Origin of the sequence: Paraburkholderia phenazinium, assembly GCF_900100735.1 — a bacterium.
Taxonomy (GTDB): Bacteria; Pseudomonadota; Gammaproteobacteria; order Burkholderiales; family Burkholderiaceae; genus Paraburkholderia; species Paraburkholderia phenazinia.
Genome location: NZ_FNCJ01000004.1, coordinates 488,805 through 507,765, shown reverse-complemented (window position 1 = coordinate 507,765; position 18,961 = coordinate 488,805). Strand labels below are relative to the sequence as shown.

7 protein-coding genes are annotated in these 18,961 nt (G+C 63.1%); 6 read left to right on the top strand and 1 reads right to left on the bottom strand.

Going from position 1 to position 18,961, the window contains the following annotated elements:
- The first annotated feature begins 1 nt into the window (after position 1).
- Positions 2-1,372 (top strand): MFS transporter, encoded by a 1,371-nt coding sequence (locus BLQ92_RS12595; RefSeq protein WP_090684802.1) that lies wholly within the window; start codon positions 2-4, stop codon positions 1,370-1,372.
- A 57-nt stretch (positions 1,373-1,429) separates the two neighbouring features.
- On the opposite strand, the gene BLQ92_RS12590 is transcribed toward BLQ92_RS12595, so the two are convergent.
- Positions 1,430-1,681 (bottom strand): YkvA family protein, encoded by a 252-nt coding sequence (locus tag BLQ92_RS12590; RefSeq protein WP_090684801.1) that lies wholly within the window; start codon positions 1,679-1,681, stop codon positions 1,430-1,432.
- Between the two features lie 375 nt (positions 1,682-2,056).
- On the opposite strand from BLQ92_RS12590, the gene BLQ92_RS12585 reads away from it, so the two are divergent.
- From BLQ92_RS12585 to BLQ92_RS12565, 5 genes are all read left to right on the top strand, one after another.
- The gene (locus tag BLQ92_RS12585) at positions 2,057-2,380 is read left to right on the top strand and encodes a hypothetical protein (RefSeq protein WP_143016569.1); all 324 of its coding nucleotides are present in this window, start codon (positions 2,057-2,059) and stop codon (positions 2,378-2,380) included.
- Between the two features lie 281 nt (positions 2,381-2,661).
- A complete protein-coding gene (locus BLQ92_RS12580) occupies positions 2,662-3,435 on the top strand; it encodes a hypothetical protein (protein ID WP_090684799.1) in 774 nt (257 codons plus the stop codon).
- A 123-nt stretch (positions 3,436-3,558) separates the two neighbouring features.
- A complete protein-coding gene (locus BLQ92_RS12575) occupies positions 3,559-7,179 on the top strand; it encodes a hypothetical protein (RefSeq protein WP_090684798.1) in 3,621 nt (1,206 codons plus the stop codon).
- Positions 7,176-8,639: a hypothetical protein gene (locus BLQ92_RS12570; RefSeq protein WP_090684797.1), complete on the top strand. Its 1,464-nt coding sequence runs from the start codon at positions 7,176-7,178 to the stop codon at positions 8,637-8,639. Before BLQ92_RS12575 ends, BLQ92_RS12570 begins: the two co-directional genes overlap by 4 nt.
- 37 nt (positions 8,640-8,676) lie before the next feature.
- Complete coding sequence (locus BLQ92_RS12565) at positions 8,677-18,945, top strand: LysM peptidoglycan-binding domain-containing protein (RefSeq protein ID WP_090684796.1); 10,269 nt, start codon at positions 8,677-8,679, stop codon at positions 18,943-18,945.
- Positions 18,946-18,961: the final 16 nt, after the last annotated feature.

Sequence of the window (18,961 nt, the reverse complement as noted above, 5' to 3'; positions counted from 1 at the left end):
CATGCGTACCGACACCGACACCCAGGCGAGGAAGATCCGGAAAGTCATCTTTACGACCGTGATCGGCGGCACGTTCGAGTGGTTCGACTTCATGGTGTACGCCTACTTCTCGAGCATGATCGCGCGGGCGTTTTTCGGCGGCGTCGATCGCGCCGAGTCGTTGCTGCTGACCTTCGCGACGTTTGCCGTCGGGTTTCTGGTCAGGCCGATCGGTGGCGTCGTGATGGGGATGTACGCGGACCGTGCAGGACGCGTGAAGGCGCTGTCATGGATCATGGTGGCGATGTCGATGGGCTCGCTGTTGCTGGCCTTGACGCCGGGTTACGCGACACTGGGGCTCGCTGCGCCGATCCTGGTGGTGATTGGCCGGCTCGTGCAGGGCTTCGCGGTCGGTGCGCAGTTTGCATTGTCGTCGGTGACGATTTACGAGGTGGCGCCTCCGGACAAGAAGATGTTCTATGGCAGCTTCAACATGCTGTCGTTGGGGATTGCGGCGATGTTGTCCTCGGGGGGCAGCTATTTACTGTCGAGGCATCTGTCGCATGGCGAGATGGCGGAGTGGGGATGGCGCGTGCCGTTCCTGATCGGCGCACTGGTCGGGCCGATCGGCTTTTACATCCGCCATCACCTCGCGGAGTCGGACGAGTTTCACCGGATGCAGGCGCGCCCGGCCGCTCGGGCTCCGCTCGGCAAGCGCATGCGCGAATTCGTCCGCGAGAACGGCGACGCGCTCGTCTGTGCGATGGGCGTGATGATCGCCGGCACATCGCTGAACTACGTATGGAATGCGTATTTGCCGAATTATGCGCAGTACCAGTTGCATCTATCGCTGAGTTCTTCGCTGCAAGCCGTGTTCGTCACGAGCATCATGTCGTGCGTGCTTTCGCCGGTGTTCGGCAAGCTGGCGGACCGTGTCGGCCCCTACCGGCTGTTCTGCTTCTTTATTGCCGGTTGGCTGACGTGTGTCTTTCCGTTGTTCTGGTACTTGCTGGCCGCGCCGACTGAAACGAGGCTGATGGTGGTGCAGTTGATTGGCATGCTGTTCGTGACGCTGCAAGGCGCTGCGCATCCGGGGATGCTGGTGAAGATCTTCACTGTGCAGGGCCGTTCGACCGGTGTGGCGATTTCGTATAACACCGCGGTGATGCTGTTTGGCGGGCTGGCGCCTTTTTATATTTCGGTGGTGGCGCGCTTTACGGACGCCCGTTTCATCCCGCCGAGCTACCTGTTCGGCACCAGCTTGTTGGCGGTCGCGCTTGTGCTGGTTTCGCGCACGGGGCGCCGGGTGTTGCGGGACGATCGCTTGGAGCGGCGAAGCCGTGCTGGGTTGGCACCCAATTCTTCCGGGTCGAGCGAAGCGGGGCGAACCTGAACGTTAGTGGCTTTGAGTGAGGCCGAACGCTGCGCTACGTTGCCGGTTTGAATTCCATCACCGGCGACGTAGGTGTTGTAACTGGATTGGCAGGCAGCGGACCATCAAGTGCAATGCTAACGGGACCAGCACGCCATCGTCCACGATCCCGACGAATGGAACAGCGAAATTGAAAGGATCGATCGCGTACAACGCCACGAGAGCGACCGCGGGCATCAGCCATCCCGGTCGGTCGGGATGCCGCAGCGCATACCAGAGTACGCGCAGATCGCCCTTCACAATCTTCCATAGCAAAGCGATTTTTTTCATTTCGACAGTTCCTCACTATCTCTCCATTCGGCGCGCAAGAGTTTTATGAGCGCGCTGATTGGGATTGCGGCAGCACGAGGCCAGATCAATCTTGTACAGGAAGTGACCCTGTCAACTATATCAGTTACGGGAATGAGAGGGCATGGATAGCCTCTGACATCAAGGCATTCTTGAGGTGCCAGCCACAGTGCGGCATTGCGCCGGACGAGCAACACTCTAAATTCGAGCCTGCTTCAAAGAATGCGAATTCACCGGCAATGATTGTCCCGACTGACGTGTGTTCGTCACGTTATCCGGAGTTTAGTAGTGCGCAGCGTTTGTCGACGGCCCGTTTGGGCTTTTTTTGAAATCGTTTCTACGGAAGAGGTGCGAGCAATGGCTTCCCAGACTACTCAATTAACCGCAAACTCCAACAGCACCGCTAGTGGCAGCGGTGATTCAAATCAATCGACCCAGATCCGCTTCATGTCGCCGGCCAACAGCACGGTGTGGTGGCTGCCGACGGTCTCAAACGCGATTACTAATTCTGTCCTGCCGGAAGATACAGGTAACGACACCGTGACTTTCGTGAAGGGTCTCACGGTCACGTTCACTGCCCTGGGCGGCAGCGCTTATCAGGTAACGCTGACGGGCCAGATCCGCGACAAGGTTTCCGGCACGGCAAACATCAGCGGCCTGGTCATCTACTCGCAAACCTGAGAAACGGCTCGCGGAAAGCCTGAGCCTGGTCCGCCGCGGGTTGGTGGATCCGGCTGCAGGCGTGCCTCGTGAATGTCGTCCGGACATCGTCTGGTTGAATCCGGGCCTGGTGGCGGGAGGGCTATTTGCGAGGCAATCTCACGACAGGCGGTGTTAGCAACTGCAGCACGATTCTGCCGGTGCCGAAGCATCGGCGCGGCGGCGTGCGCGCGCTCGTCTCTCGCTCTGTCCGGATGTGCTGGCGTACTGTCGTAACGTTTCGCCTGGCATCGACAAGGCCTGTGTTGGCCGTCGTCGTGCTGATGTCGATGGCCTTGCCGGCAAGGCCTGTGATGGGCGCGGAACTCGAGTCCCTCCAGGTGGAGCCCGGCGTACCGGTCGAGCAGAGCTATGGCGTCATGGGCTTGCGTTTCATGGTCGAGCGGCAGGCAGCGGCATTGAACGTGTCGATCTCGCTCGACGGGCAGGAGGTCGGGGAGCAGACCTTGACGCCGTTCGACAACATCTACCTGCTCGACATGCGGATGCAGCAAAACGGTGTGGAGGGCAGCCTGGTCGCCCACTTCGGCATGGCCGGGGAAGTGTCATCGCTCGAGGGCGATTTCACTGTTACACAATGTCAGGGACCGGCTAACGATTGCAAGGCGCAACAGGTTCGTTACCGGCGCGAGTTCGCCAACTGGGTGTGGACGACGCCCGTGATGCTGAAGCACTGGACAGTCTGGCTGACACCGGAGTTGAACGCCGAGATCACGCTGCAGTTCATCGCGAACCAGAACGTCGAAGTGAAATTTCTGACTGCAGGGCAGTTTATCCGCACGACCAGCTTGTCTGAGGGAGCCAATAGCAGCCGGTTCCCACAGGGAGCGATGGTGGGGACGGTCAGCATCGCGCCGGACATGGTCGTGACGTTGCGTCCGGCCACACCGGTGCAGATGGGTGAGGTGACCTTGCGGGGGCGCTTTTCGTCGTCGGACCACCATAGCGTGAAATATGACGGCACGCTTGCGGCCTGGCGTTATCTGGCGCCGCAGGCAAGAGGAATGTCCCCTTGAGGGCGCCGCTCGGTACCGGAACGTGGCAATGCAATCGGCGTGGCTGCGAGCGCTTCATGAAGATCGCGTGCCGCGGCGTTCGCCGGCGGCAACTCCAACATTCATTTGGTTAGCGCATCCAAGATGACCGACCCGACCGTGTATGTGCAAATCGCCGACCCCAAGGGGAATCCGACGGCGTTGTATGAAACCCGCGAGGCGGGATCGGTGGGCTGGGCCGGGTATCTGGTGACGGCTTCGGTCAGCTTGCCCGCCACGATCGGGCTCACCGATTCGCTGAGCGGACCGTATAACGGTGCCTACATTTTCTGCGTCGATCGACCGGCGATTCTCGATACCGATCCGGCTGGCTTCGCCGAGCAGTTGAGCGCGTACATCAAGAGCAGCATCACTGCCAACCGGGCGTTTTTCTGGCTGCAGAGCAGCACGGCGCCTTATTTCGGCACCTTCGCCAACTACGGTTTCCAGTTCGGCCAAAGCTTCAACAACTACGTCGTCAACACCAATATGAATGCGGTGCTCGGAGCGAATCTGATCTTCAATGTCCAGAGTTCGCTGGTCATGACGGTCGATGAGGCCAATGCCCAACTGCTGCTCAGCTATCCGCTGACGACCAACCCGTTGATCAATCTGCAAACCGGTAAAACGATCATCGTCGCGGCGACCAATGTGCGGATGGGGGTGCCGGTGGCGGGGCAGAGCACGGGCTGCGCGGTGTTCAATGCATCGCTGTCCACGGCGACCGTTTTCGCCGGTGCGCCGAAGGGTCTGCAGTTAGGACTGCAATATGCCTACTACGACGGTGCCCAGGACCAGACCCTGTTCTTCCCGGTGTTTGCGCTCGGTGCAATGCCCGCTACGCTGGCGGCCCAACTTGTGGTCGACCCCAGCGATCCGATCAACATTGTGGTTGGAGGGGCCGCGCTGGCGGCCGGCTATCTGCGCAGCGGCATGCTGTTGAGCGGGGCGCCCGCATTGCCGAGTGCCTACGTGAACCAGCAAGGTAACGCGCTGACGCTGACGCCCGTGGGGGCCAACGTGGACAACGTGACACCGCCGGCGCGAGCCGGCGGTTTCGCGTTTGCCTCGCTGTCGCCGCTTGCTTCCACAGCCGCATCGCGCAACCTCTATCTGACGCCGACCGGCACCTCTCAGGTCGCCACGGCGAGCGTCGCGGCCGGCGCGCAGATCGGCCTGCTCGGCGGCTTGTTCGGCTCGGAGGCGGTCGTCTTTCCCAGCTATTCGTCCAGCGCCGAACAAAACTGCCTGTTGTGCTTCGTGCCGTCGCAAGCGGCCTATGCGCCGACGTTTCCCTTTGCGCCGGCCAGTTTGCAGCAGTCGGGTAGCGGCACGCTGCAACCGCGCTTGACGGACGCTTATCAGACGGCGTGGGCCACGCTGCTGCCGTCCGGTGGCGCGCCCACGGTGTACCAGGCGCAGCCCGAAGGCAGCCCGCTCTATGGGGTGACGGCGGCGCAGCAGAACGATGTGCCGCCGATCCTCGGCTCGACGCCGCCGTTCCTGCCGTTTACGGGCAGCACCGCGGCGCCGTTTCCGCTGATCGCCTACAGCCTGACGCCAACCACCAGCGCGTCGGCGAAGACCTTGACCGACTACGAAAGTCAGATCGTCGCGCCGACCCGCAAGCAGATCATTTCGTCGCAGGCATCAGCCACTAATCTAGCGCGATCGGCGGTACGGAAAGCCCGGCACCTGGGCGCGAAGGACGCGTCGCTGCAGTATTCGACTTCGCCGCAGGGCTTTCTCGTCACGAGCGACCCCGCAACCGGTGCGTACCTGAACGTGCTGTTAGGGCAATCGAGCAACGGCGCGGGCGGCTATCTGCCGTTTTCGTTTGCGCAGCCGGTTTCCGACGCGCTCGAATCGGCGTTGCAAACCAACCAGTTGTTCCTCGTCGCGGTGAATCCAGTCAATCTCGGCACTTTCAACAGTACGTCGGAGATCGCGGGCTGGACCTTCAGCGCACAGGTCGGGCACGGGGTATCGCCGAGCAGCTACGCCAATGTGCTGATCCTGAAGTTCTGCAGCGGCTCGCTGGTGGAGCGCGTGACGAACCCCAACCAGTGGACCGCGCCGCAGGACTTTTCGCTGGCGCCCGATACCGCGGAGAGCACCGCGTCAATCGCCTATGCCGGACTCGCGCAATGGCTGCAGGCGTATCTTGCCGACGCCATCGCCAAGGCGCAGCCCGCTCAACCATCGGCGCGGTTCTATGAGAACTTCGCGACGCTGGTGCAAGACCCGAACTGGAACGGCGTACTCGTACTGAACGCGGACCTGTCGGTCTCGGATCTACCGCCGGAGATCGCCGGTCTTGCGGCCGGCATCGATTTCTCCCGCTTCGCCGCCCACCATTTCGGCTTCACCGTCAGCCGCGTGCTGGCCGATCCCACGGCCACGCCGCCGCTCCATATGGATGGGGAGTCGAGCTTCTTCGGGCTGATCGATTACGAGCAGCCGGCCTATCAGCAGAACATCGACAACAACGTCGATCCGAACGTGCCCGTGGCAGTGCCGGTCAGCGGGGATTTCCAGTTCACGGTGCTGCTGTTGCAGGCCTTGTTCGAGAATACGCGGCTGGCGGATTTCGAAAGCCGGGTGCAGTTGTCGGTGGCGACGCTGTTCGGCTCCACCGTGACGCAGACGGTCAGCAACGCGGTACCCGGCGTCAGCGACGGCGCGAAGATGCCGGGCAACGCGGTCGTGCTGGTCGGCAGCTATGTCGCACAGAGCGGCGACGATTCGAGCGCCGGGTCCTATGTGTTCCAGCAGACCCAGACCACCGTCTTCCAGTTGAACAGCAACGTGTTGCAGGCGGTGGCGTTCGATCACGTGCAGTTCAACACGCTCTCGAGCGACGCAGACACCACGGTGTCGCGCTTCATCGTCTGGGGCGATCTGGATTTCGTGACCCTCGATGCGACCGACGGCACTGGGTTCGATGTGTTGTCGTTCGGCAGCGCGGCGGGCACACCGGCCCTGCAACTGGGCGCGGGACTGTCGTTCTCGAATTTCACCATCACACTGAGCTCGCCCAATGCGACGCCGAACGTGCAGACCTTTGCGGTCTCGACCTCGAACCTCAACTACGACCTCAGTTCCAGCACGGCACGCGAGAACGGCCTGTTCAAGGGCTTCGGCCTGCAGTTGAAGAGCTTCATCACCGCCGGCCCGAATGAGATGCCGGCCAACTACGGTTTTCTGCCGGTCACCTCGCCGCTCAACCTGACGACGCTGAGCTACCCGTGGCAAGGCGTCGTGTACCGCGTGACCATGGGCGGCCCCGGCGCGTTGGCGTCGGCTGCGGGTTTCGATTCCGATCTGCTGCTCGCCTGGGCATCCTCGGGCACGGCCGGCTCCACCCAGACTCCGGTCTTCGTCGGCCTCAGCCTGCCGGGCGCCAGCCCAGGCGCCAAATTGTTCAGCCTGCAAGGGGTGTTCAAGGTGGCGGTCGGTTCGATCTCGCTGATCCGTCAGCAGATCGCGGGCAGCGAGCGCTACGGCTACTGCCTGCGCCTCGACGACATCGCGGTGAAGATTCTTGGCATCGCCAAGCTGCCGCCCGATGCCACCATCCAGTTCTTCCTGTTCGGCGACCCGGACAACACTGGCAGCCTCGGCTGGTACGCCGCCTGGGTGGCCAACGATAGCGCGACGCAGTTCACGGCGAAGCTTGCGGCGCCCGAATCCCGCTTGTTGCCTGTTTCGGGAGACCGTCCATGACCCGCGTGCTGTTCTGGAACATCCAGAAATTCGGCGTCAACAAGATCAACGATCCGAGCTTTTTCTACAGCGCCGGTCATGGCGGGTTGACCGACAATGCGGCCAGCCTCGTGCGGCGTACCGTGGTGTCCAATGTGCTGATGGCGGCGAACCCCGACATCCTGGTCGTGCTCGAAGCCAGTTCGGGCGATTCGACGCCCAACATGCTGGCCAGCAATAGCGGCGGGATGGCCGGCCTGATCACCATGCTCGGTTTGCTGCGGGCCGCAGCGCCTGCCTGGGGATGGCGGCTCGTACCGCCTTTACGGGTCGGGATAGGGGGCCGCAGTGAAACGGTGGGGGTGTTTTACCGAGGGGCGCTGGCCGGCGGCGATCAGCTTTATTTCACCGGTCCCAACGGTTGGGTCGGTGGCTGGGCCGGGGCGTCCACGGCGCCGGGCTTAGGCGTGTTCTTCAACAACTATCCGGCGGCCGGCCTGTTCACCCCCGATCTCAGCACGATGCTCACGCCGCCAGGCACCCTGCCGCGAGTGGTGCCCGCCGGGGCGGGGCACAACGGCAACGGCCTGATGCTGGAAAGCACCCTGGCTGCGCGGGTCAACTTCCTGCCTTCGGCGGCCTACCCCTATCCGCTGACGCCGGCCGGGTTCGTCGATTACGGCCCGTTCCGTCAGCCCTATATGACGACGTTTACGCGTACCAACGCGGCGGGCGCGGTGCTGAGCGACCTGGCGATCTTCTCGGTGCATCCCTCTCCGCAGGATGGGCTGCCGGCGCAGTTCCTGGCGTATCTGACTTACTTGCGGGACGTGGTTGCGGCACGGGGGCTGGTCGAGACGCGGGTGATCGGCGGCGACTTCAATCTGGAACTGCTCGATCCTCTGACCGGGGCCAACGCGCCCGTCTACAACATCATGAACAATCCGCCGAACTACGCATATCAGCCGTTGCTGAGCTCGCCCGGCGCACCGGGCGGCGCCGCGCTCGACGCGTTCAAGGGCTATTTCGGCACCCATATCCGCGAGAACAACAGTCTCGACGAAGCGTCGCTGTTCCTGTGGTCCACCGCAATGGTGAACTCGCCGTATCCCGGCTATGGCTATATCGGTAGCGATTTCGTCGTCAATTTTGAGTCAGTCGACAACATTCTGGTCTGGCCGCGGGTCGGCGGCGCGGCTTACGGCACCACGACCATGAATACGCTGACCGGCGTGCCGTTCACTCAGGTCGTGCCGACGCCGGGCGGCGCCCCGGCTGGCGGTCCGTTGCCGGCCAATCTGGCCTCGGGCATGACCAATCCGTTCAACTGGCTGGCAGGCGTGGGCGGTGCGGCCATCCCGCCGGCGCCCAATGCGCCGAACGGCACCACGATCGGGATTCGCAACAACCTGACCAGTTGGGCGAATTACGGACACCTTAAGAACACCAGCGATCATTTCGCCATCGTGGCCGACATCTAGCCGTCAGCCTTGCCGCCGCCGTTGAGGAGATCGGGCCTTGAGCGCAATCGACAATCTGCAACAAGCCGTGATTACCGCTGCTGGACCAGCCGCGTTCGCGCTGGACGCCGCGTTTCTGACGGCCGGGCTGAACGACGGCTCGGTCACCGTGCCGGAGAACTACGACAAGGAGCTCTGCGCGACCTTCCAGGTGGCGGCGGCCATCGACTTCACCGTGACGGTGTCGTCGGCCAACGTGAGCCCGGTCGCCAACGACAGCTTCACTGTCACGAACGCCGTAGTGCCGTTTCCCGGCGCGGCAGGGCTGCTTCAGGTGCCGGCGACGCTGGTGTTCGCGGTGTCCGGCTCTTCGCTGGTGGTTCAGATCGCGAGCGCACCGAGCGCCTGGACCTGGACCGACTCGTTCCCGTTCATGAACGGCTGGCCGTTCAACCAGCTCGCCCCGGTCAAGCCGCTGATGGTGTTTTCGACCGCTGATGGCGTCTATCCGTGGAGCGCCCAGAGCAGCGGGCTCAAGGTCAGCGGCGGCGCCAAGCTGAATGTGTCGGCCAGCGTGCCGATGCCGCAATCGGCCGTGGCGGTGGCATCGCTGTTCAGCGGGTTGTCGGTCCAGGTTGGGCAAAGCCTGGCGCTCTCCGGCGTGCTGGACATGTCGGACTACAACGCCTCAACGGTCCTGCTGCCGACCGGGACCCTGACGGCGCAGTTGCAACAGGGCGTGTTCGAGATCTTCTATCTGAAGGTCGCCAACCCGAGCTTGATGCTGACCATTCCCGCTCCGTCTGAAAGCGCGGATGATACGTCGGGCCAGGCGCCGTCCTTTACCGTGTCGGCGCTGCTGAGCGTCGGCTCGACGTCCGTGGATCAATCGCCGTACCTGCTGCAGGTGATGGTGTCGCCGTCCTGGCTCGGCGGCTCGAACCAGTACGCCATCGGCCTCAGTGCCACCAACAACAGCGCGCCGCTGACGCCCGATTCGATCGTCGCTCTCGTGGGCGGTGGGGGCAGCTATTTCACCGGCGTGCCCAGCGTGCTCCAGCAGTTCCTCGTCAACGTGGGGCTGCAGGGCTTGTCGTTGTCGGGCAGCATTTCCCCGGCGACGATCGATCAGGTCAGCGTGTTGATCGGCAGCTCGCCGGGCATGAGCTGGACGCCGATTCCGTTCGCGCCGCCCAGCCTGAATTTCACCATTACGGCCTTCAGCCTGAACTGGTCGATGGCCAATCCGCTGTCGTCGCAACGGGCCCAGACCTTTCAGTTTCGGACCACGTTTACGCTGGCGCCGGGGATTTTCAAAGGCCCGGACGGGGTAGGCGACGGTGTCTTCGAGGTCGAGTTCGATTCGGGGCTCAACTTCTCTGCCTCGTTCGCGGGCACGGCCAGCCTCAGCGATTTCCTGTCGACCTTGAGCGGTGGTTTAGTGTCGCTGCCGTCGTCGATATCCGCGAGCCTCGCCAACATTGCGCTGACCGTCAATGGCGGCGGCAAGAGCTTTAACTTCACCAGTGAGTTCAATCTATCGCTGTCGTTCCTGACGGTCGGCAACCAGCCCATCCTGTCGGTCTCCAACGGCACCGTCAGCATCGGCGCCAGCACGCCGGCCGATAGCGGCAGCAACGCCGCCTCGGTCTGGCAAAGCAGCATCGGCGGCCAGTTGAGCGTGGGCCCGTTCCAGACGCTCGTCTCGCTCGCCTATGACGGTACGGTTTCCCCCTCGTTGTGGACCTTGAGCGCGTCGCTGGGCCAGCCGCTGTCGGTGAACGACCTGATCGTGCAGTTCTTCTCGGCAGGGGGCAGTTACGCGTTCCCCGATTTCCTGCCCGGCACGCTCACGATCGAAACCTTCAGCGTCGTGGCGAAGATCCCGTCGGGTTCGGCCGGCAAGACCACCTACACCGTCGATGTATCGTTCCTCTGGGATTTCAGTCTCGGCGACCAGACCATTAGCAATCTGGATTCGACCATCGGATTGGCCTACGACGGCAGCGCGTTTTCCGGCTCGGTCGTCTCGAAGTGGACCTATCCGGCCATCAATCTGGAACTCGATCTGAGCTATCAGTTCGAAGCCAACGGCAACAAGACCTTGTCGCTCGCCTGGGAGGGCTTTACTGCCACGTACACGAGTGAAGACAAACAGATCACCTTCTCGCTGAAGGGCTGGACCGTCGGCGCGCTGCTGCAAGCGCTCGTGCGGACACTTGGCAATCCTTATTTCACGCTCGACTCGCCGTGGGATCTGCTGAACCAGATTTCGCTCGACGGCCTGCAACTGAACGTGTCGCTGGAGAACGGCCAGACCAACCGGCTCTCGGCGAGCTATCAATTGTCCAGTCCGCTCAATCTGGGCTTCATCACGATCACCAAGCTGAACTTCCTGCGCTCGACAGAAGGCAACGGCAAGGTCACTTTGGAAATTGAGGGGTCTTCGCCGATCTCGGACCAGCTTGGCGACCTGATGAAACCGGGCGGCCAGGACGTCACCGAGATGCCGCCGGTGCCCGGGCGCGGCTCGGACTATTTCAAGGTCTTCCTGCTGGTGCTGGGGCAGCGCATCGGCATTACCGGCTCGGATAAATTCGATTCCACGCAGTCGGTGATCAATGCGCTGGCGAAGGTGCCGAGCACGAACAGCGACACCAATCCGGTCAATCCGAATCCGAGCGGCCAGCCCGACGGCTTTCCCTATTACAACCAGGACAACAACTGGCTGATCGCCGGGCACCTGGGCTTTCTGCAGGTCGAAGGGTCGTGGACGGTCGACGCGATGTTCGTCTTCAACGACCCCAATCTGTACGGTCTGCGTCTCGCCCTCGCCGGGCCCAAGGCCGGCGGCCTGGCGAACCTGGCGATCGATATCCTCTACAAGAAGATCACCGACGACATCGGGCTGTTCCAGGTCGACTTCTCGTTCCCCGATGCGATTCGCAAGCTCAATCTCGGCGCGGTCTCGGTGACCTTGCCGCAGATTTCCGTCCAGGTGTATACCAACGGCGATTTCCTGATCGATATCGGCTTTCCGTACAACAACGATTTCAGCCGCTCGTTCGCACTCTACGCGATCATCGCGGGCGTCCCCGTGGTGGGGGGCGGCGGATTCTATTTCGGCAAGCTCAGCGCGGCGACCGCGACCCAGGTGCCGGTCACGACCAATGGCACGTTCGATCCCGTCGTGGTGTTCGGCATTGGCTTGCAACTGGGGCTCGGCTACAGCTTCTCGGCCGGCCCCTTGTCGGCCAGCTTCTCGCTGACGGTGTTCGGCATCGTCGAAGGCGTGATCGCGGCCTGGCATCCCTATTCGTCGTCGAGCGGAACGAGTCTGACCACGCAGAGTAGCGGCGCCTTGCAGGACCAGTATTACTTCAAGCTCACTGGCACGATCGGCATCATCGGCACGCTGGCGGGCAAGGTGGATTTCGTCATTATCCAGGCGTCGGTCAGCGTCAACATCGTGCTGTCGGTGCAGATGACCTACGAGTCGTACCGCGAAATTCCCATCACGGCCTCGGCCTATGTCAGCGTCAAGGTGACGATCAAGATCGATCTCGGACTGTTCTCGATCAAGATTTCCTTCTCGTTCTCGATGACGGTGACGGCGTCGTTCACGATCGGACAGAACCAGAGCGCGCCATGGGATTCCCCCGGCAGCAATGCCGTGCGCAGTCTGCTGTTCACAGCGCGCTCGCTGCGCGCCCAACGGGTCGCCGCCCTTGCCGCCGCGGTCCAGCCGCGGCCCAAGCGGGTGCTGCGCGAAGCGGACGCCAAGCCAACCTTGAACGTGCTGATGGCGCCGCAATTCACCGTGCTGGCGCCCGAGGGCGCGACGGCCTATAGCCAGCAGCAGGGTGCGTTCGTGTTCCTGCTGGCGATGGACGCGTCCATCCCGGGCGGCGACGGCACGGGCGATACCTCATTCGATCAGTTGTGCGCCAGTTTCTTCCCGTGGCTGATCGACACGCTGAGCGGCACGAACGGCGCTGCGGTCGACCTCGCGGGCGTGTCGGCGCAAGTCGTCAGCGCCGAGCAACTGGAGGCATGGATCAACGCGTTGGCCAACAACGCCAACCCACCGCTCGATATCGCGTCGATTCTGGGCTTCCTCGATTCGGCGTTCTTCCTGAACTTCGAGACCGCCGACTATGCGAGCAGTTCGGGCGACAAGACGAAATTCCAGGCCGGCTCGACGATTTTCCCGGTGTTCGACGGCTTGTCCCTGACGGTGCCCAAGCCGGATGGCAGCGGCACCGATCCGATCGATTTCGGCAGTTACACGACGGTCAACGACGCCTATCGCGCAGCGGTCGCCGACGAGTTCGCGGAGGTGGAGACCAGCATCGAGCAGGAGAACAACATCGGTTCCCCGCCAGCGAATTCGCTCACCGTAGCCGATGACAGCGTCGAGTCGATGGCCGCGCTGATCTTTGTCGATTACTTCACGATGATCGGGCGGCAATTGCTGCAGACCGCGCAGAACCTGCTGGCGTCGTATGCATGGCCGCTGCAGTCCACCGACAGCATTGCCAGCATCCTGGCGGCGGTCAACGCGATCAGCCCCAACGAGCTCGATGTCGACGATATCGCCTCGCCCAACCAGAATCACGCGCTGAGCGCCGCGAAGATCCTGACCACGCCGCCGCTGGCTTATACGGTGCAAAGCGCCGACACGCTGACCGGCATCGCTGCGCGCTTCAGCGACGGCACCGACAAGCCGGCGCGCTGGCAGACCACGGTGTCGAGCCTGATCACCGCCAACTGGACTGCCCGGATCATTCAGCCGGGCGTAGCCATCGACAGTTACACCACGGTGGCCGGCGATAGCTTCGAGTCGATCGGCAAGGCCTTGGGGATGAATGCCGATCAACTGGCGCAAGTTCCAGCCATCGCGAGTTCTACGAAGCTGCTGACGCCGGCCGCGCCGATGAGCGTCGCGCCGATCGCCTACACGAGCGCCGACGGCGACACGCTAGCCAGCGTGGCCACCCTGTTTGCGACCACGGTACCGTTGCTGGCTACGGCCAGCCAGACGGTAGGTGGGCTATTCTCGGTCAGCGCCGAAGGTGGGCTGCTGACGCTGGCCAATCTGCAGGCATGGACCGTGTCGGACCTGTGGACCGCGATCGCCGACACCGATCAGGTGGCGCAGACCGCCGGCATGGTGTCGCGCTTCCTGATGTTCGGCCTGAGCCTGCCGGCCAGCGACGGCTTGACCCTGTCGGACCAGTTCCTGTTCCCGACCGGGCAGAGCGCGTATGGCCTCTATCAGTTGACCGGCCAGGAGTTCCCGACCCCGGCGCCGGCTGCCGTCACCGGCTATGCGGTCACCGTGTCGGCCGCAACGGCGTCGCATGGCGTCGACCTCAACTTCGTGCAGTTCGACGGCGTCGCATCGAGGTCGGCCGCGCTCGATCTGCTGGACTCCTACAACAATCTCTGCACGGTGCTGAGCTGGGCGCAGGCTGGCAACTTCAAGCCCGCGCCGGGTTTCAGCGCCGTGGCGCCGGTGCTGTTGCAGCCCAAGGCCGTGGCGACCGGCAACTACGCCTATTGGGTCACCTCGGATATGGCGGCCCTGCAGACGATCACCACCCGGACCGGAGGCACGGCCACCTCGCAGACTCAGGCGACCTTGTGGCCGCTGCCGTCGAGCGTGCTGGCACTCACCGCCACGCGTCAGGCCAGTCTGGATAGCCTGTTTGGCTCGCTGTCCGCCGAACTGCCGCTGCTGCCCCAGTTCCAGCCGCAGCGCGGCCAGACCTCCCCGGCCAGCAGCCAGACCGATTACACCGATCTGCAGAACTGGGCGTGGGCGACGCGCATCAACTTCAGCATCAAGCGGCTGCCGGTGTCGGGCGTATCGTCCGGCGGTTCGGACGACACACCGAATGGCCCAGCCAATGCGGCCTCGTTGCCGAACGTCTACGAGATCACCGGCACGGCGACTGCCGATGCGCAGACGCTCGAACAGTTGCTGAGCGCGATCGACTCGATGAGCGTGTCGATGCTCTCGGGGCTGTTCGTCTGCTACGAGCAGCAGACCCAGCCGCCGGCGCTGGCGACGCTGGGCACACAGGAATTCCTGACCTTTATTGCCCAAACCAACCTGTCGACCGAAACCAATCCCGAGCTGGCGGTGCGGGGGGCGCTCGCGTTAGGCGCGGATATTCCGCCGCCGCGCGGCATCGGCAATCCGCCTGCTGAATTCATCAAGCTGTTGTGGGAACAAAGCACGGTGCGCAGCGGCGGCTACTACCTGTTCTATCAGGTGGTCAGCGACGGCACTGGCTTGCCGGCCGATATCTTCGATGCCAACGGCAACGCCACGCTATCGATGATCGCGACCTTCACCGCCACCGGCAGCACCAATTTTGGCTATGCGCTGCCTTGCTTCGTCAACGCATTCGTGACGACCGACGGCATCAACGTCGCCTCGGATGTCGTGCAGGTGGCATCGCTCTCGACTAGCGGTCAATCGGCGGCTGTCGGCGCGCAGGGCGCGAGTCTCGCCGACGTAGCGAGCCTGTATGGAGCCACCCCCGCCAGGATCGCCGCCGACAACCAGACGCTCGCCCTCACGAGCGGCGCGGTGATTCCGGTCAACGGCCTGACGCATCAACTGACCGAAGCCGATCTAGCCGATCCCGCCCAGACGCTCGCCAACCTTGCGGCTTATTATTCGCAAGGTGCGGTCACGACGATTACCGGGCCGCAAATCGCGACCTATAACCCCGGCGTTGCGGTGGCGCTGGGCTCGGTGTTCTACATTCCGTCCGTCAGTTACAAGGTCGCGGCGGCGTCCGCGCCTGGCGATAGCTTCGCCAGCATGGCCGCCTACTATGGCATTAGCATCGACGCCATGGCTGTGCTTGCGCTGCCGGTCGCCGGATTGTTGCGCGCCGGTGCAGTCCTGACCATCGATACGCAGTCCTTCGATCTGCGCAATCAGTTGCCGGCGGGCAATGTCAGCTTCTCGCTGAACCGTGTCGACATGGGGCCGCCGCCAGACCAGTCCAGCGACCCGGACTACGCGGCGACGTTCATGTATTCGCTTTACAACACCTTGTCGGCGGGGGTGCAAGCCAACGCGTTCTTCAAGGCGAGTGCGATGGGCCTGCCGTTCGGTCCACAGGATAACGAACCGTCCGATGTCCCGTCCGCATTCGCCAGTCACGCCGAGATCAAGCAGCGCCGCCGGATGAAGCTCAATAGCGCGGCGCAGGCCGAGTTCATCTATAGCCAGTCGCTGGGGTTCAGCAAGGTCTCCACGCTCAACCCGGCGCCCGCCGCACCGGCCGACGGCTTGCCGCCAGCCAGCGCGAATCCCTACGTGGGGGTAGGCACGCCGTGCCAGATCGCCCTGCAATGGCAGGACCTGTTCGGCAACACCACGGTGACGCCGTTCACCGTGCCACCTGCCGGCTACAGTGGCGCGTTGAACGGCTCGGCGATCAATCTGCTGTACACCGATCTGCTGATCGGCTTGTCGTCGTGGTCGAATACGACGGTCAATTACCTCTATGCCGGCACGGCCGGCCAGCCGGTGCTTAACGTCAATCTGGCGTTTGCGACGGTGCTGTATGCGACCAGTCCGGATGAGGCCGTCAAGGATCTCGCGCTCTATCAGAAGATCTATTTTCAACTGAATCAGAACTACAAAGACCTGGGTGTGCCGGACCTTAGCGGCAACGCGGTGAGCATGAGCCTCAGTAATTCGTTGCTTGCGACGCCGGAGAGTGTGCTCAGCGACACCCAGGCCGACCAGGTGCGCAGCTATGTCAGCGCCTGCGTGCAATGCCTGCAAGGCATCGTCAATGGCGGCGCGCTGCCGGACAAGGGGCCGAGCGCGTTGCTGGCGGTGCCGGTGACGCTCGCCAGCGTGGCAAGCGGCGACATCATCGCGCTCGACGTGACGCTGACCTTGAGCCGCGCGGCGGTCCTTGTCGATCCGCAAGTGGCCGCCGGCGCGGGTGGCCTGGCGGCGCAAAGCGTGATCCTGCCGCAGCCGGATCCGGACACGGTGTCGGGCGGACAACCGGCGTTCCTGACCTTCTCCCGCAACTTCGAGGCTGCGTTCCAGAACGCTGACTGGCAGATGCGGATAGGCGAGGGCCTGAAGGCGTCGGACAGCAACGCCGGCAGTTCCGGCACGATGCAGCTTTGGGCGGTCCGCTTCGGTGCGTCGAAGGGTAACGGCATCTATTTCAACATCGCGCAGAACGCGCCGAGCTATTACACGGCCGCGCCGGTGGCGACATCGCTCGTCAGCCGCACGGCCAGCATCACCGAATACTCGAGCGGCAACGCGGTCACCCTGAGCTTCACCGGGGTCGATCAAAACCAGTGGTTCCAGACCTGCCTCGACGCGATCGATGCCTTCCTGTCGGCCAGCGATTCCACCTCGGCCTTCATCCTCGACCAACTGTTGGGTAAGAGCGACCCGTTGATCGACGGCTATCTGGGCGCGGTACTCGAGGCCAAGGACAGTCTTGCGACCAGCATCGCTGGTACGGTCAAGCCGATCCTTTCGACCAGCGCGTCCGACGCCTCCACTTATGAAGCGGCGAAGAACAAGCTGTATCAGCAGTTGCTGAACCAGATCGGCTCAGCCTATGCCGCCAGCGCGGTGGTGCTCTACCAGGTCAGCGACGCGTCCGGCGCCGGTCAGCCCGACGCGGCCGGGCCGCCCGATCTGTACGGCCAACCGCAGGGCGTCATCGCCGGCAACGCAAGCGTCAATCAGAACTTCACGTTGAGCGCGGCCCGCATCCCGCTCGGCCCTGTTACAACCGATGGCGTGCCGGCCGACCCGCGCCTGAGCTTCTTCTTCAGCACCAAGAACACGGACGACGAGGCGTATGTGCCGTTGACCCTGAACTTTGCGATCACGCATCTCGAGTTCAACAAGGCGACGGTGGCCGGCATCGATGGCTATATCGACAGCGAGTGGCTCGTGTTCGTCACCGGTCCGTATATCTATGGGCTTAATCCGGTCCAGGCCGCGAATATCCCGGTGGTGAACCGCAACCTGCCGACGCCGCCCACGGTGCAGAACCAGCTTGCTTCGCAGTCGACGAGTGTTCCAGTCGTGCCGGTCGATCTGACCGGATGGGATTACTCGTTCGTCTATACCTATCCGTTTGCGGCTCAGGATTCGGTGCAGACCACGATGCAACTGAATGTACCGAACGCCGCGACTCGCCTCATGGCGCCGGCAGCCGGTCCCGATCTGTTCACGGCGCTGGCGCAGTTCGTCACCAGCTATCCGGCGATTGCCGAGGACTTCCGGACTTATCTGACGAAGATCGACGCGGACACGACCGATCAGACCGTCATCGAGGCGGCGGCGCACGCGGTGCAGTGCTTCGCCGAGTATCTGGCCAACGTGGCGACGGCCTACGCGGGGCAACTGAGCCAGGCGCGCTTTGCCGCGGCGCAGGCGCCGGAGCTGATCGAACTCGACTTCGAGACGGTGCTGACGCGCAATGGCAGCGGCAACGCCGTGACGAACCTGCTGAATGTGACGATCAATGGAACCAATGCGAGCTGGGATCAGGCCAATGCAACCATTTCGGCAGGCGGGATCACGCTGCCCGCGCCGGTCGTGCAGATTCTTCCCGACAGCTATACGCCGGTGCCGACTGCGCCGACGGACGGGCTTTCGTTGTTGACGTATCTCTATCAAGAGACCGCATCGCCCACGCATTATCTGTCGTGGGACGACGCCGAGATCGTGCAGGAGCGAACCGTGGTGCTGCCGGGACTGGACGTGCTGTTGCATCAGAACGGGCAGTCGTCGATCCGGATCGAGCGCAACAAGACCTTGTTCCCGCTGGATACCAGTGGCGTCTCCACGAATCCGGCGTTTATTTTCACCACGCCGAGCGTCAGCTTCTCGGGGGCGGCCGTGCCGCGTCTCGTGCATCAGGACTTTTCGCTGGAGAACGCGGGTAACGCCTCTGCCAGTCTGGAGGCGCTGCTGACCGAGTTCTTTGCCGGGTTGTTCGAAGGGGGCAATGGCGCGGTGTCGGTGGAAGCGAGTGTGACCGGCAGCTTCACTTATCCGTTGACAGGCAATTTCCCGGTTAGTCTGCCGGTTTGCCTGTTGCCGCCGGTCTTGACGGTGGTCGAGCCGGCGGTGACGCCGGCGTTCGTCAGCGTGCTGGCGGAGACCGTCGAGGATTGGCTGGCGACGCAGAAGCCTAACCTTGCGAACGGCGCGGAGAATAGCTTCAAGCTGACGTTGTTTGGGGCTGGGGATCAGCAGCCGTTACTGGTGGTGAATAATCTTTATCAGGCTATTCCGGCGGGGTGAGGGGAGGGAGGCATCG